Here is a 25,759-nt window from a genome sequence, read left to right on the forward strand (position 1 = left end):
TCTCATGAGCCCAAAGATATTTAGGATTGTCAATTAGTTAGCCAAATTGGCAGACCCAAGTGTAGTCATTTGATCTAGTTGCCGACTTGTCGTCGGCAACTAGATCAAAATTTCGCCACGGATAAGTCGATCAATGAGGAACCTAAATTAACTAGATTTTGGCGGCACGAAGGTGCCAGAAAACCATTAATCTCAAACTAAGCAAATGTGCCAACTATCTTGGCAGTCACCGTAACTCTAGAGTAAAGTTCGCTATTGAGTGATGCATTGAATATTGATTTATTAACGCATGAGCATAAAAGTATTCATGTTAATTGTCTAATTATTTGAGCTTTTTATTTCCTCTTGGTTTGAAATAAGGATTACGATTGTAATTTTTATAGTTAAGCAAGCTAGCGTCAGTTCTTGTAGTATATTGTTACAAACTACTTTGGTGGTAAGACTACAGATATTTCGTTGAATTCCCTTGGTTGCTTTTGCTCGGTGTTTTTTTCAAAGAGATCAATTTAGTCAACTAGGAGCTGAGATGGTCGATAGATATACCTATCGCAGTAATTTTATTCTCGCGCAGCGATTCGGGGCGGGCTTTAGGGGAGTGTCGAAATAAATGGATGGGGTCGACTCCACACAGCGGGTATTTCTGGCTAAGGTAACTCGAGCGCTGGCATTTCCATCGACTCCAGGAATGGTGGTTAAAACTCTGCTTGAGGAGGCTGCTGCCTTCTTTGGTTGTCGGATTATTCTCTTTAGGCGCCATCAGCTCTCGAAGATTTTAAGACCTGTCCTTACTTCAATTGATGCGCTGGAGGATTTTAAGTATCAGCGTAGAGAGATTGAATTCGACGACTTAGTCAACTTTAGCCACCTGATAGATGAATATTATGATGGTAAAGCCAGTGGCGAGATAGTTTCAATTGATCCTAGGGATATAAAAGGGCTCTTTGATGGTGGTGCTCCTGCCGTAATGGCAGTTTCCATCCACCTCGGCAACGAGGAAGGCGATTTTTTAGGTTTGTTTGTGGGAAGTTGTCAGGGGACCGCACTCTGTGAATCTTGCGAGATCCTTGATCCCCTAACACACTTTAGTCTTGCTCTCAAGCTTGCATTGAGAGGTTATCAAACCCAGTCCAGGTTGACCGTCGCGGAACGAAAGAATGTGGTTGTCCGTGATCTGGCCCATTTCATGGGTGATGAGTTGTTGGACGATAGTTCTTGGTTGAAAACGCTCATTAGTGGTATTTCTTCGTTGCTTCGGGTCAGCAATGTCAATTTCTACTCTAGAAGCATCGTTGGGGAGGCGGATCCCACCAAAGATCGCTTTGGTTCTTCTGTTAAATTTGTAATGGGTGAGCGCATTGCCGCGACGGGCGAGGCCGACTGGGAATCTTTAAATATCTTTAATTCCATTGATTCTGGAATCGAGACCAGAAGACCAAGTGACTGTCTCACCAGCAGAAAAGGGATAAATTATTCAAGTATCGAGATCCGCTTTGGCCTAGAGCGTATCAACAGGGAGTTTTTTATTCGTATCTCATCAGCTCGTCACTTACGCTTTGATTTGGGTGAGATTCTTATCCTAGAAGAGTTAGTCGCACTTTGTCGGATCGGTCTTGAACTTAGGCATGCACAATCAGATCTAGTCGTAGAGCTTGAGAGGAATCGTTATCTTGCCTTAGCATTAGATCAGGCGGTTGAGGGGATCTGTATTTACGATATGGATCTAGGAATTACCTACGCTAATCAATCCTTTTTAGAACTACATGGTTATAAGCGTAGTGAAATATCGGGTTTACACTCTCGAGATTTTTACGACGAATCCACTCCTGATGATGTCTTGTCGTATCTCCTCGATAGAGTCGACAACGAGGAACGGATCGTCACCGATGTTCTGCGCCGACGAAAGGATGGTTCAAAGTTCCAAGCCACAGTCCTTTTAGGATCGATCAGGGATCGTCATGGGATGGTCGTCGGGCGGATGGCTACGGTTCTAGACGCTAGCGAACAAGCAAAGACGATCGAACTGCTCAAGCAACAGGCAGATAGGGATCCCCTTACGGGTCTTTTCAACAGGCGCCATCTGATGAACGAACTAACTAGGGTCTTGGGTGAGGTTGATGGGCGCGGCAATCCCAAGAAGGTCGGTGTAATCTTCATAGACTTAGACCATTTTAAGTCGATTAACGATACTTTTGGTCATGACGCTGGAGATGAGCTTTTGCGTGTCGTGTCGATAAGGCTGAATGGCGCATTACGACTGGACGATATGGCGGGCAGAATTGGCGGGGATGAATTTCTCGTCCTATTGCCCGGCGTTGGCGGTCTCGTCCAAGCATCACGTATCGCTAAGCGCATTGCTGCCAATCTCTTCGACGATCCTGTAGCAATTGGAGAGAGAACGATTCGCTTTGCAGCATCAATGGGCGTCGCGGTGGGAACTGCTGCAGATTCTACTGCTGAGCAGCTAGTTAAGGTTGCAGATACGATGATGTATCGCTCTAAAGCGACTTCGAAGGGGATTTCGGGTGAACGTACTCGAACGAATCGACCACTCGATATGGCTCTGGCCGATCACGAGCTTGGTGAACTCCTTGAATTGGCGATTGCGGATCCGGTTGGGTGTGGGCTGGGTCTTCACTATCGACCAGTCTTTGATGTCTTTGAGGGTTCCGTTGTAGCCCTTTTGGCTTCAATTGAATGGCAGCATCCAAAAGTTGGATACATTAGTCAAGCTAGATTGGAGTCTGCGGCATCAGTGACAAGGCACTCCTGGAGGATATTTTGGTGGTATCTGACTACTGCCTTTGACGAATGGAATGATCTAGCTCTCCATGACGGTGTGCTCTACGACTTGAATCTATCACTTACGATTCCTGATAAATTGATATTAGACGAAGAGCTTTCGTCGGCAGTAGAGCGAAATATCTTTTCTGGAGGAGTCCGGGCCAATAACGTAGTTTTAGAGATAGATGAAGCTGCATTGAACGGACCACTGACCGACGAGGTGGCCCGTGTTATTCAAAAGATGGGCGATTTGGGACTGACTTTAGCATTGGGCGATTTCGGTCTATATTGTGCCCCGTTGAAGGTGATTGATCTTCCGATTTCGATCTACAAGGTATCCAAGCCCAAGCGTTCTGTTCCTTGGGCTGATAATGAGGGATTTTTGGATTCCATCTCTCGTTTGGCTCGTTCTCGCCATGGCGACGTGATGATTGACAATGTTGATTCACAGAGTGACTTTAACTTTGCGCGGCGTTATACCAGATATTGTGCCGGTAATCATCTTGGCCGCTCCTCTTCAGCCTTGTCGCTTCCAAGGAACTTGGAGAGGTATAAGAACCGAATTACAGGACTTCTTGGCCAAGGGTGATTTGTTTTGGTTTTTGATTTACCAGGATGGGATTTCTTTGAGAAACTCAGTAGGGCTATCCGTCATATTGGTAATTTTTATTTATGAGTTTTTTGAAGTCTGCCCCCCCCAAAAAAACTATCTAGTTTCATCGTCAAGTTAGAGGTATCTATAGTCTTCCGCATGGTTGGTTTGATTTTTTCGGCCGTAGGATGAGAGATTCATGGAGATTACCATCTCTTAAAGGATGTTGCCAACCAAGACTAAGGGTCGAATTATCTTGATACCAATCGAGCTTGATTTTTTCTGATCGAGTTTTTCAAAGTAGTATCTTCTCCAAGATAATATTTGATTGCCAATGGTGCTAGTGAAATTGGTAGCTTAGCCATGACAGACAATGACCCAATTGGCTTTCACCCCAAATGGCGAATCAAATAAGTGGCTGAAAAATTCGAAGTTAGAAGTGAATTAGTCTATTGGGAGCCCTCAATAGTGACCTTCATAATTGCCTTTATGGAAGTTTTCGATGGGTTCGTTTTTTGACCTATACCACAAAAAAGACGAAGAATCCCCTGGGTGCTTTGGGGGTCGTCTCCATTGTCGCTTTTTTAATTTTGGGGGCCTTCATCTTGGAGCCGACGGCCAACCAAATGGCCGCTCTGGTGATCCAATTCGGAGCCTACCTTATCCTAATTGCATACCTAATGACGGTAGTGGGAGCTTTTGTCTTTGTTCTAAAGACAACTAAATCTATCCTTCCACTTCTGATCTTGGCCCTTGGGGTAGCCATTTTGGCCTTCATTATCTATAAGACCTTCTCTCCATTTCCAGCGGCGTCCTTTAGCTATGTTGTGTTTGGTGGTGGGCTATGGGTGCTCATGGGAGTTGGACTTACATTGGTACCCACCATTAGATCGTCTATGGTGGATTCTTCTTTACTGGTTATCACGAGGGCGCTCTATGGAGGAAGTTCGAGCCCCTTATGATAGTTATAGTTTGGATTGGGCGATAATTGCCAGGTAACTATTTCTGGGTTGGAATGAAAAATGGCGAAAAGGAGACGATATTTGCAACGAGGCATTGAGAATTGGAGCGAATTTCTTACCAGCTTTCACCAAGAGCGAGCCGGAATAACTGAAGATATACTATCACGCTCGGCAAACCAAGATCTGTACCCCTATCGATGGCTAGAGAGTGCCCTACCGGCATCGGGGCGGATCCTAGATCTTTGTTGTGGTTCTGCGCCGATACTGTCGTCGCCGACTGTGGCTCAAAGTGTTGTGAGGATTGATCGTTCACTTGGTGAGCTCGAAGTGGCCAAGGACCATGGTAGATCTGGATTAGTTGCCGCAGACGCTACTAAGTTGCCATTTCGTAGCGACATCTTCACTGGGATCTCAATTTCAATGGCGCTGATGTTGGTCGAGCCGCTTCTTGGAGCTCTTGATGAGATCCATAGGGTGCTTGAAACTAAAGGCTATGTTACAGCTTTGCTTCCGGGAGGATTTCCGCTTTCGCTCTCAGATTTAAATACTTATAGGATGATTCTCTCCTACCATGACGCGTCACGACAGACTTATCCAAATGGCCGGATGTCTAAAAAGATTGTAAGCCTTTTCACCCAAAGAGGTTTTATTATGACTTTGAATCAAAGAAAGGTCTTTACCTTCTCTTTCGAAAAGAAGAGCGATGCATTGTTGTTTGTCAAGTCACTTTATATCCAAAGTCCCAACAAGCAGTTGGAGCCTCTTATTGATAAGGTCTATGCCAAGGCTAAGGTGACTATTCCTCTTCGGTTGGTCGGATTTCGCAAGGTACTTTAGTCTCTCAAGTGGGAGCTCAATTGAATTAGTTCCATCGTGGTTGCTAGAGGGTTTGGCGGATTCAATAGAGGGTGATTTGACTATAGGTCCCTTGGTCGTGGCTCGATCACATCAATGGATTGATATTGATGTGATCTGGCGGCTTCATAGATCTCCGCTTGGTGGCTAAAAAAAGAGCCCTAGCTCAGTGTCGAAAGAGCTAGGGCGCCAAATTGCGAGCTATCTAAGACAAAGTCAGGGGGTCTATCTATACCAAAAGTGGAGCTTGCCCAATTGTTACTGGTGTCACTAAGGGGAAATGGCAAGCAGCTTCGTGAATGCCGCCGAAGTTTGACATCGGCGGTTCCTCGTCAGAGCAGATCGGCTGCACCCGATCACACCGAGTACGAAATCGACAACCAGAAGGGGGGTTGATGGCCGAAGGGAGTTCACCCTTTATCACCCTTCTGTTCTTAGTTCTTTCAAGTTCTGGCTCTGGGACCGGCACTGCCGACAAAAGGGCTGCAGTGTAAGGATGGGCTGGATTTTCGTATATATCGTAACCGTTACCGATCTCCACAAGCTTTCCTAGGTACATAACCCCGATTCGATCTGCCAAGAATCTAACCACAGATAAGTCGTGAGAGATGACGACGTATGTGAGTCCGTGCGTGGATTGAAGGTCCTTCATTAGGTTCAAGACTTGGGAACGAATAGATACGTCTAATGCTGAAACCGGTTCGTCAGCCACAATGAGCTTCGGATTGAGCGCAAGTGCTCGTGCCAAACCGATTCTTTGTCGCTGACCTCCTGAGAATTCATGGGGGTATCGTTCTACCGCTTTTGGACTCAGTCCTACTTCTCCAAGTAGCGAAACAACTTTGGCATCTCGTTCGGAACGTGTTCCAATCTTGTTGATTTCAAGTGGTTCTCGAATGATCGAGCCCACTCGCATCCTTGGATCAAGACTGGCATAGGGGTCCTGAAACATCAATTGCAAGTTACTACGTCGAGTACGGAGCTCGCTCTCTTTGAGGCCAAATAGGTTTTCCCCATTGAACTCGATGGTGCCAGAGGTAGGCTTTTCGAGAGCTACCATCATGGAACCAGTAGTTGATTTTCCGCAGCCAGATTCACCTACGATCCCCAAAGTTTCGCCTTCGTAGATCGTCAAAGATAGATCCGAGACCGCCTTTAACGTTCCAGCCTTTCGCTGAAGGATTGCGCCTTTTGTTATGGTGAATTCCTTGGAAACGTGGTCTATTACCATGATGGGGCGACCCGTTGGTACATAAGGAGCCTCTGCTTCCTCTAGAGTACGCGTCTCAACCTTAACGTGTTCAGTCTCGATGCCGATTGGGTGAAAGCATGCATAACTGTGGCCGTCATAGCTATTGAGCTCAGGTGAGGTAGTTACGCAATGGTCATCGGCTAAGCGACATCTTGCTGCGAAGCGGCATCCCTCTGGTGGATTTGAGAGGTCGGGAGGTATGCCTGGTATCGAATAGAGCCTCTTTGTAGTCCCGTCGATCTTGGGAATTGACGCTAAAAGAGCCTCGGTGTATGGATGGTTCGTTGCCGAAAATATCTTATCGGTTGGTGCTGATTCAACAACCTTGCCAGCATACATAACTGTAACTCGGTCTGCACGCCCAGCGATCACACCCATGTCGTGCGTGATGAGCAGCATGGCCATTCGAAGCTGATTCTTTAGCGTATCGAGAAGCTCGAGAATCTGGGCTTGAATGGTCACGTCGAGGGCAGTTGTTGGTTCGTCAGCAATGAGGAGCTTTGGCTCGCAAGCCAGAGCCATAGCGATCATGACACGTTGACGAAGGCCACCAGATAGCTGGTGTGGAAAGTCGCCGATTCGTTCAGATGGTTTAGGCATTCCTACTAGATCAAGGACCTCCATTGCGCGCTTGAGGCCATCGGCTTTGGATACGCCCTTGTGCAAGACGACAGATTCAGCTATCTGTGTGCCGATTGTCAGACATGGATTCAAAGAAGTCATGGGATCTTGAAAGATCATTCCTATGTCGTTGCCTCGGACTTTTCGCATTTGGGGCTCTGTGAGTTTTACGAGATCTTCGCCATCTAAAGTGATTGAGCCACCAGCGATGTAGCCAGAAGAGGGAAGCAATCGCATGATTGACATTCCGGTCATGGTCTTACCGCAACCGCTCTCTCCGACCAGACCTACAGTCTCTCCAGCATTTATCGATAGTGAAATACCACCTACCGCTTTGACTTCGCCCTTTCGAAGGCGAATATTTGTCTTAAGGTCTTTTATCTCTAATAAAGACAAGTTCATCTCCAGAATTAAGACCCCGTAATTTGGAATCTGTGATCGGTTGCAAGGTTGGAATTCTTATTGCGCTATCTACCTAAGTAGGTAGATAGCGCCTCTGAGGTTCGTTACCTCTTTTGGAGTCGCACCTCAAGTGAGTCTCTTATTGCATCGCCAATTAAGTTGAATGCTACGACTGTGAGAATGATCGCAAAACCAGCAGGGTAGATGAGCCACCAATAGCCGTCATAGACGTAGTTGACGCCGTCTGAGAGCATGCTACCCCAGTTTGCCGCGGGAGGTGGAAGGCCAAGTCCCAGATAGGAGAGGGTTGCCATGATCAAAATCGCATCAGCGATCTGAAATGTGGCATTGACGACAATGGTCCCAATGGCATTAGGAATGATGTGCCTAACGACTATTCGACGGGATCCTCCGCCCATAACACGGACTGCCTTCACATAGTCCCTGACTCTTAGGGTCAATGCTTCACCGCGGACTAGTCGTGCCGGTGAAAGCCACGAGACGGCTGAGATCACTATGATTAGGAGTTTTAGCGTTGGCTTGAAGACCGATGCTAGGAAGATCAAGAGCAATAGAGTTGGGATTGACAAAAGAGTATCGACGATACGCATCATGATTGTATCGACAATGCCGCCGACGAAGCCAGCTATGGCGCCCCATAGAACTCCGATAAAGGTAGCGATTATTGCGACGCTAAAGCCGATTTCAAGAGATGATTGTCCACCGATCATCAGTCTACCAAGGACGTCATAGCCATTTTGATCTGTGCCCAATGGATGATGGCCACCAGGTGCAGCTGTAATGTTATAGGTCGTGGCTACCTGATTAGTGTGGTAGAAAAGAGGACCAATAAAGCAGAATATGGCTGCTATAACGACCAAGCCGACTCCTACGATCGCTAACTTGTTCTCAAAAAAGGTCTGAAGGATTAACTTAAATTGGGATCCGCTGGCATAGGCTTCACCTCCCTCTGGGGATGATGGAGTGTTGGTCCCAATCTTCGAATTTGGATCGTTTACAGGAGAGCCATATGCGTCTAGATCTTCAGTTTTGGACATTTTTCACCTCATTTCTTAAAGTTGTTGTTGGATTTAGCAACTTTATTCTCGTCAAATGGTTAGCAATTTTGGTGCAAAGCTTTGGTGGTAATCTCATCGGTACCGCACTCTTGGGTCGAGAACTGCATAGGCTATATCGGCTATAAGGTTTCCCACTACAGTTAGAACGCCAACGAAAATGATGATTCCAAGGAGGAGCGAATAGTCCTCTGTATTGGCAGCATTTATAAAGACGAAGCCGGTTCCGGGGAAGTTGAAAACCGATTCAGTTATAACACCTGCTGTGATGAGACTTGGTAGAGACAGGCCAACCAGGGTTGCAATCGGAATTAGCGCGTTGCGAAGCATGTGCTTGAAGAGAATTGTTCTTTGACTCAAGCCCTTTGCCTTTGCTGTTCGAATCCAATCCTGTGCTAGTGCTTCGATCGCAGAAGAGCGCATATAGCGCGAGAACGATGCGTAGCTGACGAGTGTTAGTGTCAGAATGGGAAGTACTAATCCTGAAGGATGAGCCAAGATAGCTCCAAGGTTTGCGCCTTGAGGTGCCTCTGCCGGAAGGAAGTGGACGTTGACGGCGAGAAAAAGGATGAGGATTATTCCGAGCCAGAAAGACGGCATCGAATAGAGTAAGAAAGAGATTGAAGTAGCAGTGTAATCAAAGATTCCATTGCGCTTGACTGCTTGGTAGATACCTATCGGAATTGCGATTATCAACGAAAAGACTAGCGCCGATCCAACCAGCAGGATAGATTCAGGCACCGTTCTAATGAGAATCGAATTCACAGTTTGATTCAATTTGTAGGATCGTCCAAGGTTGCCTTGAAGCAGGTGCCACATGTAGACAAAATATTGGACTACCACTGGCTTATCTAGTCCATTTTGATGGTTGAAAGCCGCTATCTGAATCGGGGTAGCCCTAGGACCAATGATCGCTTTGGCAGGACCGCCTGGCAGGAGATGTTCAAGAATAAATGCAATTATTGATACACCGATAAGCACGACGATCGATTGACCTATTCGTCGAACTAAAAAAGCAATCAAGCTTGACTCCATTCATCAGATATGGTTGGTTTTTGGGAACATCTTTCGGGACCAAAAGGATTCTAGCAGTTCCCGTCGATTGATGTTGAATTGTTGACGCTAAGGAAGATGATTGTCCTGCTGCCTTAGGTCCTAGGAGTGGTTTTGGGTAATGTGGGGCTGGTAACACATGATTTACGCCGATCCTAGACGATATCATTTTCATATATCGCTTGATCGGCGTAAATCGTCTTATTGGATTGGTCCGACCTCTCGCATAATCCTCGATGGGTCTTACTTGGAGGTCGAACCTTTTAGCTTTGCTTTGGCCTACTTGGTGTAGTACCAGAATTCTGGTAGCAAGACGCCAAATGCATTGTGTTGAATACCATGAAGAGTAGAGCGGATCTCACCTAGTTCGTAGTCAGGGTTTGGCTGAAATAGAACTGGCAAGTTGGTCGCTATGTAGTCTTGGTAGGCATTTAAGGCTGACTGGGACTGTGAGGCTGGCGCAGTGTGGGTTGCAGCAATCAATTTGTCCGCAGTTGGGCTGGAATAGCTACCGAAGTTTGATCCAGCGCCAGTTGCGAATAGTCCACCACCGGTAGGGTAGTAGTCAGGTGCATACGTCCAGCCACCTGCCCAGTTTTCCATATTCCACTTACATGCAGCCTGGGTTGCAGTACATGGTGTGGCATTGGAGATAACTTGGTTGAAGGTTGACGAGGAGACACTTATTGTAATACCAGCTTGAGCAGCAGCCGACTTGAAGGCAGCCATAGCTTGCTGTACTGCTTGAGTACCAGATGCATATTGCAAATTGAAGTTCATCTGGGCACCTTGGGCAATTCCGGCACCGCACTGAGTTGCCCCTGTTCCAGGTGAGGTACAGGTATCAGTTCCATTTGGCGTTACAGTCCATCCATGCGACTTGAGAAGGCTTACCGCCGTCGAAACCGAGTATGGAAATGGATTGGTCTTGGATTGCGAATCAGCAAAGGCAGCCGACGGTACAGTCGGAACTGGACCATAGGTAGGAACTGCATAACCCTTATAGAAGGATGAAATCCACTGCGGTTGGTCGATCAGGTGCTGGAGCGCTTGACGTACGTATGGTTGCTGGTAGATCGGTCCAACTGTTGGGTTGTTGAAGTTGAGTACCCAATAGTTGAAGGAGAACAAGATCCATGGACTAAAGGTGTAGCCCTGCGACGCCATAAGGCCCTTTTGAGCTACGTCCGTTACTGGGATATATCCGTAGTCGATGCCTGTGCCGGTTCTAAGAACGTTGTATTCAGCAGTGTCAGAGGTAAAAGGCAGCTCAATAAACTTAGAGAGGCTTGCCTTTTGAGTACCCGAATACGCTGGGTTTGGCACGAAGGTCGCTTTGCCGGCATTGGTGAAGCCCGAAAGTTTCCATGGGCCATCTACAACTGACCAAATAGAGTTTGGAGCCGCAAAGGTTGTGGTGTTCTTTGAGAGACTATTGAGATAGTTATAGACTGCGACTGCGCCTGCGGTCGTTTGGTCTGGAGCATTCGTTGCGGTTGGCGATGGAGGGGTTTGACCCGCTGCTGTGATATCCCAGGCCATTGGCATTGGGGTAATCTGCGACAGTTCATTGTAGGTGAACCAAGTGGGGTTATAGCTCTTGTTCAAGTTGAAGACAACGGTGGAGCTGTTAGGAGAGCTCATTGAGACGATGTTGTCGGGGAATGCGCCAGGTACATAGGCTGCCCAATTGGCCTTGTTTGCCTTGACCATATTCATCCAAAAGAGAACGTCACGGGCGTTGACGGTTTCACCATTGGACCACTTGTAGTTCTTGAGGGTAATCGTTACAGTCTGATCATTGTTTGAAAAGACAGGCGGATTAGCCAAACTGAGGCTGTTGTTGATAAGAACGTCACTACCATTTCCAAAGAAATAAAGGGGACGGTACATCAACTCTTGGAATTGCGAGAGGTTGGCAACTGAGAAGTATGCGCCGCTCGCAAGAGGGAATATATAGTTAGGGGTCGCGTTAGGACCTTCCGCAAATGTTGCGGTGCCTCCTGCGACCTTCGTGGTTGCACCGCTACTACTACTGCTAGATGTACCACTAGTACTCGATGACGTCGACGACCCACACGCGGCTAACAAAGTAGCCGTTGCTGCGGTCGAAGCTAGTGCTGTCGCGATGCGACGCGTTTTCTTCGACAACATTTTCTTAGAACCTCCTGAGAAACAACGATGACTAAAGCAAAGATAGTCGCAAAATTACTGATTGGTAAGTCGCTGTTTGTAATTTGTTCACATTTATCGTTACCGAAACAAAGTAGCACGGAAAGTGAGTTTTATGCATGCATGCATATTTAATTAAAAGTTTCCTGATTGAGGGCCCTTTCTTTCACTTGTAACTTGCTCTAATTGCCTCTAACGACCTTTAGAATTATTTTTAGCAACGGTTTCCGTGGCTTGGTGAGCTAATTTAGGGATAATTTGAGGATATATAGCTATTGTAGTCGTATTTAAGTAGGTATGGAATCCGTATAAGACCTTGAAATTATTTTCAAACAACTATTAGGAGTTGCCCCGTATCGTGAAATCTCATATCTGTAAATTGATATATGCTTGCTTATTGCTCATCTATGTGTGCAAGGTTTAAGTACGTTTTATGGTAAGGCAATTCGTTTATATTAAAGATTGTTCTCTCTTAGTTGAGGCGTTTTGATCAGTTTGGCGTTTCTAAAAGCAAAAGGGGCGTTGACGGTTTCCAGTTTTCGAATGCTGGCCAATCGCTGCTAACCTATCGCGCATTTGTTGGCGGAGTTGAGTGATAGTCCCAATGGTTCTAAGGTGACTGATAGTAGTAGTGTTAGGGTCTTAATAATTTTCTATGCGCTTTAGGTGGTTGCTATTTTGCCTCGATCCGCTAAGGTCGGGTATCCGATTGGGTTTTAGCTGCTTAGATCTTCTAGCGGAGCTGCTAAATTTAGCTGCTAATTGGGTAACTTTGATGCTGAAGTGCTATCGCGGGTGATTCCGAGATAAGTTACCTTTAGTCCGACTTTTCAAGCTATAACTTTTCCAAACGGTAACTGGAACTTGTTTTTTTAGAGATCTCCCTAGAGCAGTTCATAACATAGGTTGTAAAAATAAGTGCCTCAAACCGGTGATCTAAATAGGTCGTCCAGATAGGTGACTTTTTCGGTTTCTACTAGTTGGACTTCAGGTAGTAGAACCTCAGGTAGTTGAACCTCAGGGTGGCCCTCTAAATTATTTCGCCTTGAATGCGTTTTGGAAGTTTTTATGCCCCAATCATCGTTTGTGCGATGGTCGCAGTTTTGGTCGTTCCGAGTTGATCGCTACAGCATGGGCCGTTTCTTATATAAATGTTTCTGCCGTGTATTGATACTTAAAGGATATCTTTGGCCTTAGCCAGGTTCTGATTTGCTTTAGCTTTTTGTGAATTCTAAGATAATTACGAATTTTTACTTTGTCTATATAGACGCTATCAAGACTAAAGATTTGAGGAATCACCTGGTCCGATGATTTTTGCGACTTGGTCCAAAGATGAAAGAAAAGCTGCCCTCCTTGGTTTTTGTTCAAGGTACTCAGATCCCTCAGATTGCAATTGAGGAGTTCTTTTGTTTGTGCTAGACCAATTACTGATTTTAGGTCAGTCACCTCTCTCTATCGGTGCGTTTGGTCGTCGCTAGTGATGCTTTGGACCTCGCAAGTCGTGCTCTTAGAAGTTCACCTCTCGGCATGCGTTGAGGTATTGGCATGCCCTGAAGTTCTAAGAGCACAAGGAGTGGAAAAACCGGAGTGATTTGGTGCCGACCCTCGCAATGGAGTGTCTCTTGGGGCATTAATACGCCATTACAGATGGGGTATTGCCTTGTAACTAAAGTGACGAATCTAAAGTCTATCGCGATTCAATTCGAGCGACAGAGCGCTGTCTAAAGGCCATTGATCGATGGTTAGCGGCATCGGGGTTAGGCCTATCGCTCGATAGGCCTAGAGATCGCATGTTGTAGGTTGTCTTATTCACATGGTTGCTATTTATTTGGTTGTGGGGTCACGCGGAGATACGGCTTTAGCTTGGCGTAGCCCTGGGGAAACTTCGCGGTGGCCTCTTCGTCGCTGAGAGCCGGTGAGATCACAACATCGTCGCCATCTTTCCAGTTGACAGGAGTTGATACCATGTATTTGTCGGTCAGCTGTAAGGAATCGAGAACTCTTAGTATCTCTTTAAAGTTACGACCCGTCGATGCTGGATAGGTCAAGGTTAGACGAAGTCTCCGTTGATGGTCTATTACAAAGACACTTCTGACAGTCGCCGTAGTCGAAGCGTTTGGGTGTATCATCCCAAATAGATTTGCGATAGTAGCATCGGGGTCGCCGATCATCGGAAAATTCACGACCTGGCCCTGGGTCTCTGCGATATCTTTTTCCCATTCAACATGATTATCTACCGAATCCACGCTCAGTCCGATTACCTTGGTGTTTCGAGTAGCAAAGTCGCCTCTTAGTCGCGCAACTTCACCAAGTTCAGTCGTACATACGGGTGTGAAGTCTTTTGGATGTGAAAATAGAATGGCCCAACCTTCCCCGATCCAGTCGTGGAAATTTATAGTCCCCTGGGTGGTGGCTGCCTCGAAATCTGGGACGATATCCCCAAGCTGTAGCGCCATATGATCTCCTTTGAATAGGTCATTAATCGTTGTTTCTAGAGTAAAGTTATAACATAAGTAAAGCGATTCCCGACCAATTTGGTCGAGAATATGGGGATTACTTAGATCTTGACCCATAATTATCTAAAGCCGCCTCTATTTAGATACTAGGTCGTAGTGAGTTTATGGAATAAAGTTTGACTTGTGTTGAGGTTGGTTCTGGTCGACTGCATCTCAATTCACCAGGAATCCTCAAGGCCATTTATCTAAATTAAATGACCTATATTGCTTTTTAATCACGGGGCGACTTTAGAGGGATCTATGAGATGATCACAAGGGTTACCATGTTGGATGTAGACAAAACAGGCTAGTAGAATCAATCTTGTGATAAAGATCTTGTCGATTAAAACCTAGTTCCCATTGTGGTGGTGACCTTGTGATTTTGCCTGGAATTCGAGACCCTACCCGCGTTACCTAAGGTTGCTGTTGCATGTCGATAATTGGAATGGACGGAGTCTCAACTTGGATTTGAAGGGTAAAGGTGAATTTGATAGTGGTCACAGCCATGGTGTCGAGAATCTCGGTGCCTCCTCCTATTATTTTTGGGTTTTAGCTTTAAATTTAGTTTTCTTTTTTGGGGTGCTTATAGAGGGTTTCAAAAGCCACTCATTGACACTAATTTCAAATGCATTTCATTTGATTGGCGATGTAGTTGCGCTGGCAGTATCGCTTTTTGCTTCAGTTCTAGCCAGAAAGCCAGCCTCTCTTCGTAATAGCTTTGGATTAGTTAGAATAGAAGTTTTAGCAGCACTAGCAACTTCGGTACTCTTGATTGTAACCTCATTTATCATCCTTTATAATGCGGGCTCGAGACTCTTTTTTACAAATTACGGATCGATCCCGTCCCCATCGTCTTCGGACCTAACGTGGTTCGGATTTATTGGTGTTATTGTCAATTTGATATCTGTAATGATTGTAGTGAGGGCGGCAGGTGAAGCAACATTGCGCCGCTCCAACATAGTTCATTTTATCTTTGACGCGCTTGGATGGATGGTAGCAATTTTAGCTGGAATTGTTGCACTTTTGATAAATTTTAAACCGATTGACGCTATTGCAAGCATAATAATATCGATTCTGATTATTGGCGCTGCGATTCAGATACTTACAAATGTCACAAAGATTCTTTTGGACTCTGCTCCAAATGAGGTGGATCCAATTGCAATTCGTGACGGAATTGTCCAGCATTTTACTCAGGTAGAGGAGATACACCATCTCCATATTTGGTCGTTAAATTCTGCTCAAACTGCCCTATCTGTTCATGTAGTGATATCAGGGGAGCCGTCGCTTCACGTCGCTCAGGAGTTGGCTATTTCTATCAAAGAGTATTTAAGGGCGACCTTTGGGATTGACCACTCGACCATCGAAGTGGAATGCCATCTATGTGATCAGCCTCTTCACAGCACGAATGGCGAACATCATCATTGATTGAATGGAGTGGTAGCGAGCGTCTTTACTTGAGAGACCATGGTTGTGACAGTACGAAACGATTCACCGATTGTGTGTGTTTTCCAACAGCGTTGCTTCATCTATAGTTCTTTGGTCTGTTTTGCTTTTTTAGAGATGGCTGATGATCTATAAGGTTTGGATCGGGGTTATGGCATCGAATGGACTCCAGGGCGAGATTTAAAAGAATACTTTGTGTCACGATTTGATAGATTGAAAAGAGCAGGTTTCGAGGGAATTGTTGATTTTATGAGCGGGGCACCTTCTTGTGTGATCGTGATTTGACGGTTAGATTCAACTTCGGCCGAAGCGAACGTTATATAACGAAAGCATGAGCACCAATATGACCATATTTGAAGGGTTTATAGAGACCGGGCTTGGTTAGCTATGGTCTGATTAGCTTTGCAATCGAAATTGGCATAGTGGAACGGATCTTTGCGCTTTTAGTTTCGAGATTAGAGAGTGGTATAAAGAGCTCTCTGAATGGAATGCTTTTCTAGCTTTGTTGCAGCAAGAGTAATTATGGAATCGATTCTTGACTTTATCTATTCATTCATGTTTTTTTCTAATGCAAGATTAAGGACAAAATTTGAATAGGGAAAACGATTCCATCTTTAAACGATTTTATCTCTACGACTAGGCGTAGTTCTTGGAGAATCGGACCCCAAGGACTACGCCTGTCAAATATATATGCGCAGGACTATCCGAGCGAAGTAACTATTATTCCTCGAAGCAGAGTAGTCACGACCTGGTCGACGTCTGCTGGCGAAAGAGACTGCTTTGAGAGCATCTTTCGCGCTAAGACCATCCCAAAGGCCATCTCGGTTACGATTTCAGGGTCAAGGCCGTGCTGGAGATATCCTTGTTCGATGCCATGGGTGATTGACTTTGTCAAAAGCCTGTCCTTGAAGGCTCGCCAGCGTCGATCGACCAATAGCGAGAGACTTTCAATTGTTTGTGCTTCTCCAATCAAGCGTGAAATAGCGGTTCCATTGCGTCCCTCAAAGAGTTGGACAATTTTTATCACGACACCCTTTAGGTCGTTCTCAAAGTTACCGCTGAATCCGACGATGGCAATCTTGTCGAATTCTTGACCGAGAGCTTCTTCTACCAGTTCTGCCTTTGTCTTCCAATGGCGATAGATGGTGGACTTGCCGACCTTGGCGTTTCTGGCTACCGCTTCAATCGTGACGCTTGAGAAACCTTTTTCACTAAGGAGCTCCAATGTCGCGTTGATGATTCTTTCGTGCGCCTCTTTGCTTCGTGGTCGGCCTCGCTTGCGTCCTCCGCCTGCTAATTGAGCTGCTTTTTCTAGATTTGCTTCAAGATTGTCTATCATTTAAATATCGCTATCGTTATTGTTTTTCTTGTGCTTTAAATCAATTGGCTTGGTCATATTTATTTTCGGCACTTTCTTATCTGTTTACTAGGATACTTGAAAAGTAGCATTTAGGTATGAATCTATCGATTTCTTTACCGAAACTTAATCGTTCACATGGGACCGGAACTCGAGAACGGCGATCCTATTCTCACACTTTTGGGTCCGGGGCCTGGGCGGGATAAGGCGGTGAACTTTTGAATTAATCCCAGATCGCTTGCCTGAATTAGAGGCCGGCATGGCGGATGGTTTAGTGGCGGGGTTTTTTGAGATATGACCTTACTGGGGAATTAGTCATCTAATGTTGACTCAGTATCGCATATATTCTATCGATGACCCAGGTGAAGATCAGAGTTCCCTTGGCTATTTCCTTTGTCCTACGTTTATTAGCTCTTCATTACCAGAGATCGATATCAAGAATCGATATGGAGCCTTCGGAAGATCCAACTCGTCTTTTGGGCGATTCGAGTCTTTACGCGTGAGATATTTCTGATTCTGGTTTGGAATTCCCTGGCTTGAGAAGCTTTTGGAGGCGGCACTTAATGTTGCGCTATTGCCGTTGCGCTATTGCCAATGGTAGGTCGTACTTGGAGATAGTGTCTTTTCCATATGATTTGGAGATGTGATCATTCTGACCAGGCACGCCCTGTGGCGTATTGGTCATTGTGCCTGAGTCGCAGTTATGGATAATTTCAAATTGAGCCACGAGACGAGCTCGCTTACTTTTGAAGATGGGGTCGATAACTTTCGTTATTTTTTATCAGAAAAAGCTATCCTGGACAGTTCGAATCTTCCGAGAATTACCATTAGAGACGTGACCGACACCAATGCGCCGCCAAATAGCGTTGAATTGCTGTGGTCTTGTATCGCAATTGCGATTCCAATTAGGCACCAAAGGGCGAAGAAGATCGAATCAAAGCCAATTCGCGATCGCAAGAGCGAGCTTAGCTTAGAGATCTCCATCTCAAAGATTCTTCGATCGATCTCATTGCTAAATTTTGTTGAGCAGCTGGCGCCGGGACTGTCGCATTCAGGTTTTCCACATCCGCCAGAGGAGTCACACTCACTGGGAGATGCCCATCTCATCTTTTCATTTCTCCAATTGATGAATCCATAGAGGAATAAGAGTACGCCAATAACAACTGAGATAGCGATCGCAGCGGCAGCGCCCAGGGTGAAGGTCAACGAGACTGCTAAGAGGAGAAGCGAATACAGCCAAAGGCTCGCGCAAAGGAGGCCGAACCTTTTGGCGTTCTTATATGCCGATAACTTTGCAGAAAAGCTTGTTCCTATCGTTACATTAGTTCTAGTTTCGCTCAACTTTCGCCTTTCAAGTCGAAAAGTAGTTTAGCAATTTAGGTTTCATGGTCAGTGGGGTTAGCTTTCGTTTGGGGAACTTTTATTAATTTTGCGGGGGCTAGTTCTTGACCTAGGCCGAACTTACGACTGATTTTGGCCTAAATTCTCACCTCTACCTGGGCAAGTTCTTGTTTTTGGGCTGACAATGTAAACAGCGACGTTTTTTTGACCCACATCAGCGGTTTAAAATTGACCCACCCAATTGAGTTCAATAGTAGTTGTTGGTGTCAGTAAAAGTGTCTCATTTCTAAGTCACCGTGTATCTGAAAATCTCAGTAGAGAAATTCGTTTAGCCGAGCAGTAAGACGTTCTGCATTATCTCTAGTTTGACCGAAGGTGACTATCACTTCTTCATTATCTCGAAGTAACTTGACCATCCAGGATCGCTCCTCTGGTCTACTCCGAGTAGTTGCAGAACCAAAATGTACCTCTGCTCTAATCGGGCCTCTTTTCCTCTGTCTATGAGCTGCCATACGACAAGCTGCTGAGCAATACCTTTGTGGTCTTCCTATGCAATGTTCCGGAAGTATTTGATCACACCCCTGTCTCTCGCAGATCTTTGAGATAGGTAGTTCCGTAACGTTATGAAATGGTTCTCGGGTTCGCTCTAGTGATCCCAGCTGAGATAGTTCCGTAACGTTATGAAATGGTTCTCGGGTTCGCTCTAGTGATCCCAGCTGAGATAGTTCCGTAACGTTATGAAATAGGTATTGGCTCTTCGGTACTTGTATCTCTTCCACTGATTGGAAATCATTTGAGACCGGATTAGGTTCGCTTAGGTAGCGGAAGTGATGATAGGAAGTTTTCATTTTTCCACCTCTTCACCTTTCTTGGCGTTGTCACCAGTTTGTGGGTTGGTATAGATTCCTTGTTTGATTCGATCCTTGAGCCGGTAGCTGTTGCCCTTGATGTTGATTACATGGCAGTGGTGTAACAGTCTGTCTAAAATTGCAGTACTTAGTACTTGATCTGAGAAGAGATCGCCCCACTCGGAAAAGCCCTTATTGGAACTAAGGATTACGGTTCCGGTTTCGTATCTGGCGGAGATAATGTCAAAGAAATAATTCGCTGCCATTCGATCAAGTGGCCTATATCCCATTTCATCGATTATCAGTACCTTAGGAGAGGTGTACTTTCGCATCTTGGTTGGACTGTAGGAACTGGAAAGGTCGTTTGCAATTTTTGACAATGTAGTAAAATAACAAGAGAATCCACCAGCGATTGCCTCAAGACCAAGTGCTACAGAAATATGAGTCTTGCCGATCCCGGGCGGACCCAAAAGGACCAGGTTGGTGGCACTAGAGATAAAGGCCAGAGAACGTAGTTCAGAGATAAATGCCTTATCAATACTTGGACAGAAGTTGAAGTCGAAATCTGAAAATGACTTCCTAAACGGCAGTCCCGCGGTCTGCAGTCTTATCTCATAGGTCCTTTTTCTTTTTGATTCAATTTCAACTCCCAATAGTTCAGATAGAAATGCCAAATAGGAAAGGTCTTTTTCAGTTGCAGAAGATACCTTGGCATCTAATAGTTCAGCCATATGGCCAAGACCCAGTTCTACTAGCTGGTTTTGAGCTAATTCAAGATCTAACATTTGCAGCCTCCACATATTCATCAAGCGAACGGATCTCAACTGAAGTGTCAATGATTTGTCTTACAAGTACCGGAGGAGCCAGTCTGCCAGCTTCAGCAGTGATCCCGCTGTATTGATGAGGAAGGTAAACCAACGAGCGCTTTTGGTAGGTAAGTTGATGAGAAGCTATCAACTCTCCGTTTGAATAAATCTCAACGGTTCGCTCTTTTGGAAGTACCTCTACCTGTGAAAGTGAGTATTTCCAAGGTACTCCGTATTTGACTCCAGCAAATGAGACAAACGAATCAGCTGTTACCTTTCTGATTCTCTTTTCAAAACCGTACAATGTCTCCCGGGTTGGAAGTGGTCCTAAGTGTGGCTGTTCTACTATGAAGGCTTCATTTGGGGTAATACCGAGACTTTGATGAATCCGGTTATCTGCTTCGCTACACCAGATAAGGGCTTGTTGATTTAGATCAGCTAGATCGCTAAAGGTTCTAGCAGGCCAGAAGTTCTCCTTGGCATATCTAATCCCTCGTTCTACCTTGCCTTTGGTTTCTGGCCGTCTCACTCTGCATAGTTTGATTGATATTCCCAAGAAATTAGCCAGATCTGCCATTTGCGAGTTGAACTGATATCCGTCTTTTCCGTTTCCACCGATTACCACGGTCTTCATATGATCAGTGAGAAACACATCGGTTAGTCCACCAAAGTAGAAAAAGGCATTGATCAGACAAGTTATAAGACCGTATATATCGCCACTCAGTGCAAATTCCAGATAACTCCTGCGACTTCGTCCAAGTGTTACATATAGTCCGGGAATATGTCTTTTTGTTCCTCTCGAATCGACATAGCTAAATATTCCCCAATCGAACTGACACTGTTTACCTGGTTGGGTTTCATATCGCCTGATAGCTACCTGTTTTGGCTTTGCCGGTGGTCTGATACTACTGACATATGTTCTCAAGATACTTTCTTTACCGGTATAACCCAGTGGAACAATTCTTGACATGATTGCCGGAACGCTCAGAAGTCCTTCAGATACAAGTCGATCGATCTCAGACTTATAGGGATCGAGTTTTGAGTTTCGTTGTGGCTTTGTCTCGATTGGTTTAGAACTTGCTCCGTCTCTTAGATATTTACGTACGGTGTTTCTTGAATGTCCAGTTTCTCGGGCAATTTCTCGGTAACTGAGACCTTGTTGCTTCAAATCAAATATGTTCATAAGTGGCCTACCCTTCAGCATGTAAAACTCCTTCGTGAAAGTGGATATTCACTCAAGAGTATTGTCTGTTGGGTGGGTCAATTTTTATCGCTGATGGTGGGTCAATTTAATTCCGCTGTTTACAGACAATGTAGGCACTAAATTACTGGACAGATCTAGTGGCATCTGCTAGGCTATCTGGTATAGCTCGTCGCGGTAGTGGGGTTCATGTACATACCACTCGTCGTAACTACAAGGACAAGGTCTATGAGAGCCATCTCCTTCGAAGGTCTTATCGCGAAGACGGTAAGGTCAAGAATGAGACCTTAGCCAATCTCTCTCATCTTCCTTCTGTAACAATTGAAGTTATTCGTGAATCATTAGCTGGTAAAAGCCATGTAGTAGCAGGAGGGGAATTTGAGATAGAGAGATCTCTATTTCATGGCCATGTAGCAGCAATAGCTGCAATGGCCAATAAGTTGAAGCTTGCATCTCTATTGGGTCCAGAATCCAAAGAGCGAGACATTATCCTCGCACTTGTAATAGCAAGAGTGACAAGTCCTTCTTCTAAGCTTGCCACCACCCGGTGGTGGCAAGACACTACTATCGCTTGTGACTTTGGTGTTGGTGACGCTTCTACTGATGATCTATATGGAGCAATGGATTGGATATTACAGCGTCAAGGGGCTATTGAGACCCAACTATCTCGACGTCATCTTACTGAGGGTAGCCAACAAGGTGGAACCCGACTTCGCGATAGTGCTAAAGGAATTGGAGGCTGGCAAGCGACAAAACCTTACCAGATACCTGCTTTGGTGCGAATATGAATACGAGGTAGGCGAAGATCATGCCTATGGATACTCAAGTTTCTGTGAGAAACTTGCCCGTTTTGATGAATCCAAAGAGATATCGATGGTCCTTCATCACGCTCTAAGGTGACGTTGCAATGGTTGACTACGCCGGGCAGAAAATACCAATTTATGATTGCACAAGTGGCGAGGTAAGTTTCGAAGCGTCAATATTTGTTATGACTCTTGGTTATTCGGGATACGTCTATGTCGAGGCCCAGAGGTCACAAGATATCGCCAACCTCATGGAGGGCCATTCTCGGGGGTTCGAATTCATAGGAGGTGCATCGATTGAGCGTCTTCGCCGAGTGCCGCTTGGCATAGAAAGTCCCATAGGAGTATAAGTTACTTATCTGGGTGAATAGGTAATTTTATTTGTAGCGTCTACGTGAATGACCACCGGAGAATGGCCTTTCACTTCGCTTTCTTCAAAGTCAGCGTAGGTGAGTATGATGACTTTATCTCCCACGTGTACTAGCCTAGCAGCGGCACCGTTTAAGCATACCTCACCTGGCTTTCCAACTAAGGCATAGGTCTCTAACCGGGCGCCATTATCGATGTCAACCACCATCACCTGTTCGTTTTCGAGAATGTCCGCTGCGGCGAGCAACTCCGGACCGATGCTGACCGAACCGACATAGTGTAGGTTAGCGTCGGTAACCGTGGCACGGTGGATTTTAGCCTTTAGCATTCTCCGTCGCATCGCTCCAGTCCTTTCGATGTAGTTATTTGGGGTCAATTCTGCGACCACCCTATGGTCTAGAGCTGGGCACTTACTAAAGTCCCGGGAATTTCGAAATGATCTTCCTCTGGATTCGTGGCTGTGGCACAACTTGCGACCAACATTAATGTACCTGAACTTCGGTACTAGATGCCTCGTTTTTTGAGATTTATTTGTACAAAAACCTCCCGTTATTGGATTAGAAAGTCATCGTTGTCTCTTTGAGGATTATGAACAACTCTCAGCCGGGGGTAGGACTAAAGGGCAGCTGATTCCAAAACAGCGTATGCGAATCACAACCCTTTAGTTCGAATCTAATAAAGCTAAAAATAAAACTCTTAGATCCAATTACCGGACTTTTTATTTCTTTGGATCCAAAGAAATGTCCGAGGAGAGTTCTTGAATTTGAAGCAACCATTTCGTGTAAATGCGTTGCTATCGAATACGCCAACATGCTCATTTCGCAATAGCCCCTGTGCTGGGTTAAAAGTACTGGTAAAGATTTTGGAATGCTCACGGTTGACCGTATTGATGCCGGAACCTCCACCATGGCCGTGTACCGCAATGTGTTCTGGATTCCCTTTCCTCGCCCATGAGGAGCCCACCAGGAGCCCATGAGGATCAGAGAGTCGAGATATTTGTTTTGACCTAGCCTTAGCGCTTGCTTGAGATATGTCTTCGATAATGACGTATCGAGGTCTCGAGCCTGGAAGTTGTGGAACCCTGCGAGACTCGCATGTTCTGTTTTCGGCTCCATGGACCACTTCTTTGATTGTAGCGCCCGAGATGGTCCATAGTTATGCCTTTGCGCGCCTGAAGCGACCTTGGTGTCTCCTCGCATCCAGGTTACTTCTGGCAATGCGTCGTCCATGTCTGGAACAGCATTTCTCTTTGATCGAGCATGAAGTCTGTTCTTTTCATTGCCGGTCTCATTCGAGCCTTTTGTCATAGGACTTAGCACTGGGGCATATTCGCTACTATGACGAACTCCGACCTTTTAGTAGCGGCCTCCCTGGTTTCCCAGTCAAGGCCCTAGTACGGGCCCGGTAGAGTCTTGGTTAGGTGCGCAACGTCGTAGCTTACGTGTATGAAGGCTCGCTTGTGGTCTTCATCGAGTACAACCTTGATGTTGCCTGATGCTAAAGAGATGACAGACGGAAGTAGTGGGATTCGTTTTTATTGCGAGTGTTAATGCCAACAACCTTGAAATAGCGTCTGGTTTTGCCTTTATGGGTGTCATTTTCGACCACTAAATACAAGCTCTGAACACAAGCTGGAGTCCAGAGAGATGGAGCGAGACTCGATAACTTTCGGCCAACTATTGTCAAGTATATTCTCGAATGACACGGTGTGGGTACGAGGCTATCCTTCACTCTTTTTGTAGAGATAGTCACAGTGAAATTCTCTGGCAAACCTCCAGCCATGATCTGGCCAATTGTGACGTATTGTGTTATACAAGCCCAGGTATAATGCCTATCATCCTCGTCGCTGAAGAGTCTACGCCTCTTTGCCTTGACATTACCTCTGGCAAGAGGGGAATCGAAATGACGAATGCAGGTGTCTGCGGCATCAAAAGCGGCTGGGTCCATCAGATGGACATTGATGCGCTCGAGGTGTAAGCGGGGTATAAACTTTGTGCCGTGACGGAGTCATGGAAGCTCCTGCTTCTACCTATTAATCTCCATGGGCTAACCTGGCCAAGCTAAGCTGCCAATACTCCTTTGGGCCGCTATAGTGCCCAACTGCCGAGCACACCTCGTCTACTTTTCCTCGTTGAGCGGTAATATAACTAGGCGTATCGCGCCTTTCATAACACTAGCCACAGGATGAGGCTGCGACATGCAGTAATGGCTTTGCCTCTTTGGCTACATCTTGAAGCCCCTCGATAACCCGTTTGTTTTTTGGTTGTGTGATCCATATAGCCTGGCCGAGAATACGGTCACGATCTCAATGACATCATCTTCTAGATCTTCTTTGGCGGTAGAGTTCTCGCTAACGTCGATAACGATTACCTTAACACCCAAACGCTCACCATCACTCCAGCCAACAAAGCTATCTCGTGGACGACATGCAAGCGCAGCAGCTCCGAAGCCAACCAGCGCCAACCATTCCCCGTCTGGAGATAGCGCTACATAGCGCATCGTTTCACCTACGAGACGGTGACCGAGCCAGTGATGCTCATCGAGACCAGCATCGAAACGGGCCTGCTCGCTCAGAAGGATAGGACGAACGCTTATCCGGCCCACATCGATTGGCGGTTCTTGCATCCTCTATTTCTAACAGCTACTGAAACAAAACGTCAATCCTGTTGTGTCAGGCCAGGTAAAGCGACATTCAGCTGGACTTTGCAATGGCCCTGGTTGGTACCCGTAGGCGAGTAGCCAGTCGCCAGGGGGAGGCGGCGAGCGACACGGGAGAGGATGTATGAGGCGAGGTTCACAACACGTACCTGAGGAAGAATGAGAAACCTCGCGTTGCCAACCACAAGGTGCAGCCGTGTCTCGCGGGTCGCTTTGTCCCAGCCGATATAGTTATCGCGTGGTGCGCAGCTCCATGGCGAGGCAGCGAAGCCGATCGCACCGATAGTTCCAGAGGAGCTCTCGATGAGATAGCGCCCCTTAGCACCGGCAAAGGTGGTGTAGCCGAGGTAGTGGTAGCTTGCAATGAGGTTTCGCCAGCGCTGCTTTTGGGCTTTGGTATCTGCTATGGCGAACTTGATTGGACAGAGATCGTCGAGCGATTCAGGATAGGCTAAGGGTAGCTCAGCGATTGGCTTTGCGTAGCGGGTGATGAGTCCGTTGCCGTTGCCATGCAGTGGCTTGGGCAAGGTGATGAGTCCGTCTCTGTCCATACGCAACAATGCAACGCGCGCCGACATGTCCTTCTTGCGCCCGTCGAGACGATACCAGCCAAGCGCCTCGCAGACTGCGTCAGCAATTGCCTGTCTTGTCGGGTACACAGCGATCAGGTCG

At 46.1% G+C, this 25,759-nt stretch carries 21 protein-coding genes; 6 read left to right on the forward strand and 15 right to left on the reverse strand.

Translation table 11 applies throughout. From position 1 onward, the window contains the following. Positions 1-607: 607 nt before the first annotated feature. From ACIDITHRIX25_RS71725 to ACIDITHRIX25_RS71735, 3 genes are all read left to right on the forward strand, one after another. Positions 608-3,370 (forward strand): diguanylate cyclase, encoded by a 2,763-nt coding sequence (locus ACIDITHRIX25_RS71725; protein ID WP_201732456.1) that lies wholly within the window; start codon positions 608-610, stop codon positions 3,368-3,370. A gap of 518 nt (positions 3,371-3,888) precedes the next feature. Next, on the forward strand, positions 3,889-4,335 hold the full coding sequence (locus ACIDITHRIX25_RS71730) for a hypothetical protein (RefSeq protein ID WP_152626130.1): 447 nt from the start codon (positions 3,889-3,891) through the stop codon (positions 4,333-4,335). A gap of 81 nt (positions 4,336-4,416) precedes the next feature. Continuing rightward, positions 4,417-5,172, forward strand: coding sequence for a class I SAM-dependent methyltransferase (locus tag ACIDITHRIX25_RS71735; protein ID WP_201732457.1), 756 nt, complete (start codon positions 4,417-4,419; stop codon positions 5,170-5,172). A gap of 247 nt (positions 5,173-5,419) precedes the next feature. On the opposite strand, the gene ACIDITHRIX25_RS71740 is transcribed toward ACIDITHRIX25_RS71735, so the two are convergent. The 5 genes from ACIDITHRIX25_RS71740 to ACIDITHRIX25_RS71760 form a co-directional block, all read right to left on the reverse strand. Further along, positions 5,420-7,465, reverse strand: a complete 2,046-nt coding sequence (locus ACIDITHRIX25_RS71740) for an ABC transporter ATP-binding protein (RefSeq protein ID WP_201732458.1) — start codon at positions 7,463-7,465, stop codon at positions 5,420-5,422. A gap of 104 nt (positions 7,466-7,569) precedes the next feature. After that, entirely contained in the window at positions 7,570-8,523 is a 954-nt protein-coding gene (locus tag ACIDITHRIX25_RS71745) for an ABC transporter permease (protein WP_082058801.1), read from the reverse strand. 93 nt (positions 8,524-8,616) lie between these two features. Continuing rightward, complete coding sequence (locus tag ACIDITHRIX25_RS71750; RefSeq protein WP_052606729.1) at positions 8,617-9,564, reverse strand: ABC transporter permease; 948 nt, start codon at positions 9,562-9,564, stop codon at positions 8,617-8,619. Positions 9,565-9,873: 309 nt separating this feature from the next. After that, entirely contained in the window at positions 9,874-11,748 is a 1,875-nt protein-coding gene (locus ACIDITHRIX25_RS71755) for an ABC transporter substrate-binding protein (RefSeq protein ID WP_201732459.1), read from the reverse strand. Between the two features lie 1,838 nt (positions 11,749-13,586). Beyond that, entirely contained in the window at positions 13,587-14,222 is a 636-nt protein-coding gene (locus tag ACIDITHRIX25_RS71760) for a peroxiredoxin (RefSeq protein WP_201732460.1), read from the reverse strand. A gap of 507 nt (positions 14,223-14,729) precedes the next feature. Here ACIDITHRIX25_RS71760 and ACIDITHRIX25_RS71765 point away from each other — a divergent pair. Beyond that, positions 14,730-15,686, forward strand: a complete 957-nt coding sequence (locus ACIDITHRIX25_RS71765; RefSeq protein WP_283770410.1) for a cation diffusion facilitator family transporter — start codon at positions 14,730-14,732, stop codon at positions 15,684-15,686. Between the two features lie 718 nt (positions 15,687-16,404). Here ACIDITHRIX25_RS71765 and ACIDITHRIX25_RS71770 read toward each other — a convergent pair. From ACIDITHRIX25_RS71770 to istA, 6 genes are all read right to left on the reverse strand, one after another. Further along, positions 16,405-17,043, reverse strand: coding sequence for a TetR/AcrR family transcriptional regulator (locus ACIDITHRIX25_RS71770; RefSeq protein ID WP_052606715.1), 639 nt, complete (start codon positions 17,041-17,043; stop codon positions 16,405-16,407). A gap of 589 nt (positions 17,044-17,632) precedes the next feature. Next, entirely contained in the window at positions 17,633-17,788 is a 156-nt protein-coding gene (locus ACIDITHRIX25_RS71775; protein WP_213333395.1) for a hypothetical protein, read from the reverse strand. 44 nt (positions 17,789-17,832) lie between these two features. Further along, entirely contained in the window at positions 17,833-18,402 is a 570-nt protein-coding gene (locus ACIDITHRIX25_RS71780) for a hypothetical protein (protein WP_201732462.1), read from the reverse strand. 311 nt (positions 18,403-18,713) lie between these two features. After that, positions 18,714-19,250 (reverse strand): hypothetical protein, encoded by a 537-nt coding sequence (locus ACIDITHRIX25_RS71785; RefSeq protein WP_201731989.1) that lies wholly within the window; start codon positions 19,248-19,250, stop codon positions 18,714-18,716. Next, positions 19,247-20,035: an IS21-like element helper ATPase IstB gene (gene istB / locus ACIDITHRIX25_RS71790; protein WP_201731988.1), complete on the reverse strand. Its 789-nt coding sequence runs from the start codon at positions 20,033-20,035 to the stop codon at positions 19,247-19,249. Before istB ends, ACIDITHRIX25_RS71785 begins: the two co-directional genes overlap by 4 nt. Further along, positions 20,022-21,260, reverse strand: a complete 1,239-nt coding sequence (gene istA, locus ACIDITHRIX25_RS71795; RefSeq protein ID WP_201731987.1) for an IS21 family transposase — start codon at positions 21,258-21,260, stop codon at positions 20,022-20,024. The genes istB and istA overlap by 14 nt, the downstream gene beginning before the upstream one ends. A gap of 137 nt (positions 21,261-21,397) precedes the next feature. Between istA and ACIDITHRIX25_RS71800 the strand changes: the two genes are divergently transcribed. Further along, positions 21,398-22,045, forward strand: coding sequence for an IS1634 family transposase N-terminal domain-related protein (locus tag ACIDITHRIX25_RS71800; protein ID WP_201732463.1), 648 nt, complete (start codon positions 21,398-21,400; stop codon positions 22,043-22,045). Positions 22,046-22,164: 119 nt separating this feature from the next. Continuing rightward, entirely contained in the window at positions 22,165-22,410 is a 246-nt protein-coding gene (locus ACIDITHRIX25_RS71805) for a transposase (protein WP_052606712.1), read from the forward strand. Between the two features lie 5 nt (positions 22,411-22,415). Here the strand turns inward: ACIDITHRIX25_RS71805 and panD are convergent, their stop codons facing one another. The 4 genes from panD to ACIDITHRIX25_RS71825 form a co-directional block, all read right to left on the reverse strand. Further along, a complete protein-coding gene (gene panD, locus ACIDITHRIX25_RS71810; RefSeq protein WP_052606728.1) occupies positions 22,416-22,769 on the reverse strand; it encodes an aspartate 1-decarboxylase in 354 nt (117 codons plus the stop codon). A 259-nt stretch (positions 22,770-23,028) separates the two neighbouring features. Further along, on the reverse strand, positions 23,029-23,736 hold the full coding sequence (locus tag ACIDITHRIX25_RS71815; protein ID WP_152626129.1) for a hypothetical protein: 708 nt from the start codon (positions 23,734-23,736) through the stop codon (positions 23,029-23,031). Between the two features lie 916 nt (positions 23,737-24,652). Then, positions 24,653-25,054 carry a Druantia anti-phage system protein DruA gene (locus ACIDITHRIX25_RS71820; RefSeq protein ID WP_201732464.1) on the reverse strand — a complete coding sequence of 134 codons (402 nt, stop codon included), beginning with the start codon at positions 25,052-25,054 and terminating at the stop codon, positions 24,653-24,655. 32 nt (positions 25,055-25,086) lie between these two features. Then, positions 25,087-25,746 (reverse strand): Druantia anti-phage system protein DruA, encoded by a 660-nt coding sequence (locus ACIDITHRIX25_RS71825; RefSeq protein WP_201732465.1) that lies wholly within the window; start codon positions 25,744-25,746, stop codon positions 25,087-25,089. Between the last annotated feature and the right edge of the window lie 13 nt (positions 25,747-25,759).

Source organism: Acidithrix sp. C25 (assembly GCF_904848545.2).

Bases quoted from the DNA above. Each gene is read 5' to 3' on its own strand.
- ACIDITHRIX25_RS71725 (WP_201732456.1), top strand. From the start codon at position 608: ATGGATGGGGTCGACTCCACACAGCGGGTATTTCTGGCTAAGGTAACT.
- ACIDITHRIX25_RS71740 (WP_201732458.1), bottom strand. From the start codon at position 7,465: ATGAACTTGTCTTTATTAGAGATAAAAGACCTTAAGACAAATATTCGC.
- ACIDITHRIX25_RS71745 (WP_082058801.1), bottom strand. From the start codon at position 8,523: ATGTCCAAAACTGAAGATCTAGACGCATATGGCTCTCCTGTAAACGAT.
- ACIDITHRIX25_RS71755 (WP_201732459.1), bottom strand. From the start codon at position 11,748: ATGTTGTCGAAGAAAACGCGTCGCATCGCGACAGCACTAGCTTCGACC.
- ACIDITHRIX25_RS71760 (WP_201732460.1), bottom strand. From the start codon at position 14,222: ATGGCGCTACAGCTTGGGGATATCGTCCCAGATTTCGAGGCAGCCACC.
- ACIDITHRIX25_RS71770 (WP_052606715.1), bottom strand. From the start codon at position 17,043: ATGATAGACAATCTTGAAGCAAATCTAGAAAAAGCAGCTCAATTAGCA.
- ACIDITHRIX25_RS71785 (WP_201731989.1), bottom strand. From the start codon at position 19,250: ATGAAAACTTCCTATCATCACTTCCGCTACCTAAGCGAACCTAATCCG.
- istB (WP_201731988.1), bottom strand. From the start codon at position 20,035: ATGTTAGATCTTGAATTAGCTCAAAACCAGCTAGTAGAACTGGGTCTT.
- istA (WP_201731987.1), bottom strand. From the start codon at position 21,260: ATGCTGAAGGGTAGGCCACTTATGAACATATTTGATTTGAAGCAACAA.
- ACIDITHRIX25_RS71805 (WP_052606712.1), top strand. From the start codon at position 22,165: ATGGTTGACTACGCCGGGCAGAAAATACCAATTTATGATTGCACAAGT.
- panD (WP_052606728.1), bottom strand. From the start codon at position 22,769: ATGCGACGGAGAATGCTAAAGGCTAAAATCCACCGTGCCACGGTTACC.
- ACIDITHRIX25_RS71815 (WP_152626129.1), bottom strand. From the start codon at position 23,736: ATGACAAAAGGCTCGAATGAGACCGGCAATGAAAAGAACAGACTTCAT.
- ACIDITHRIX25_RS71820 (WP_201732464.1), bottom strand. From the start codon at position 25,054: ATGCAAGAACCGCCAATCGATGTGGGCCGGATAAGCGTTCGTCCTATC.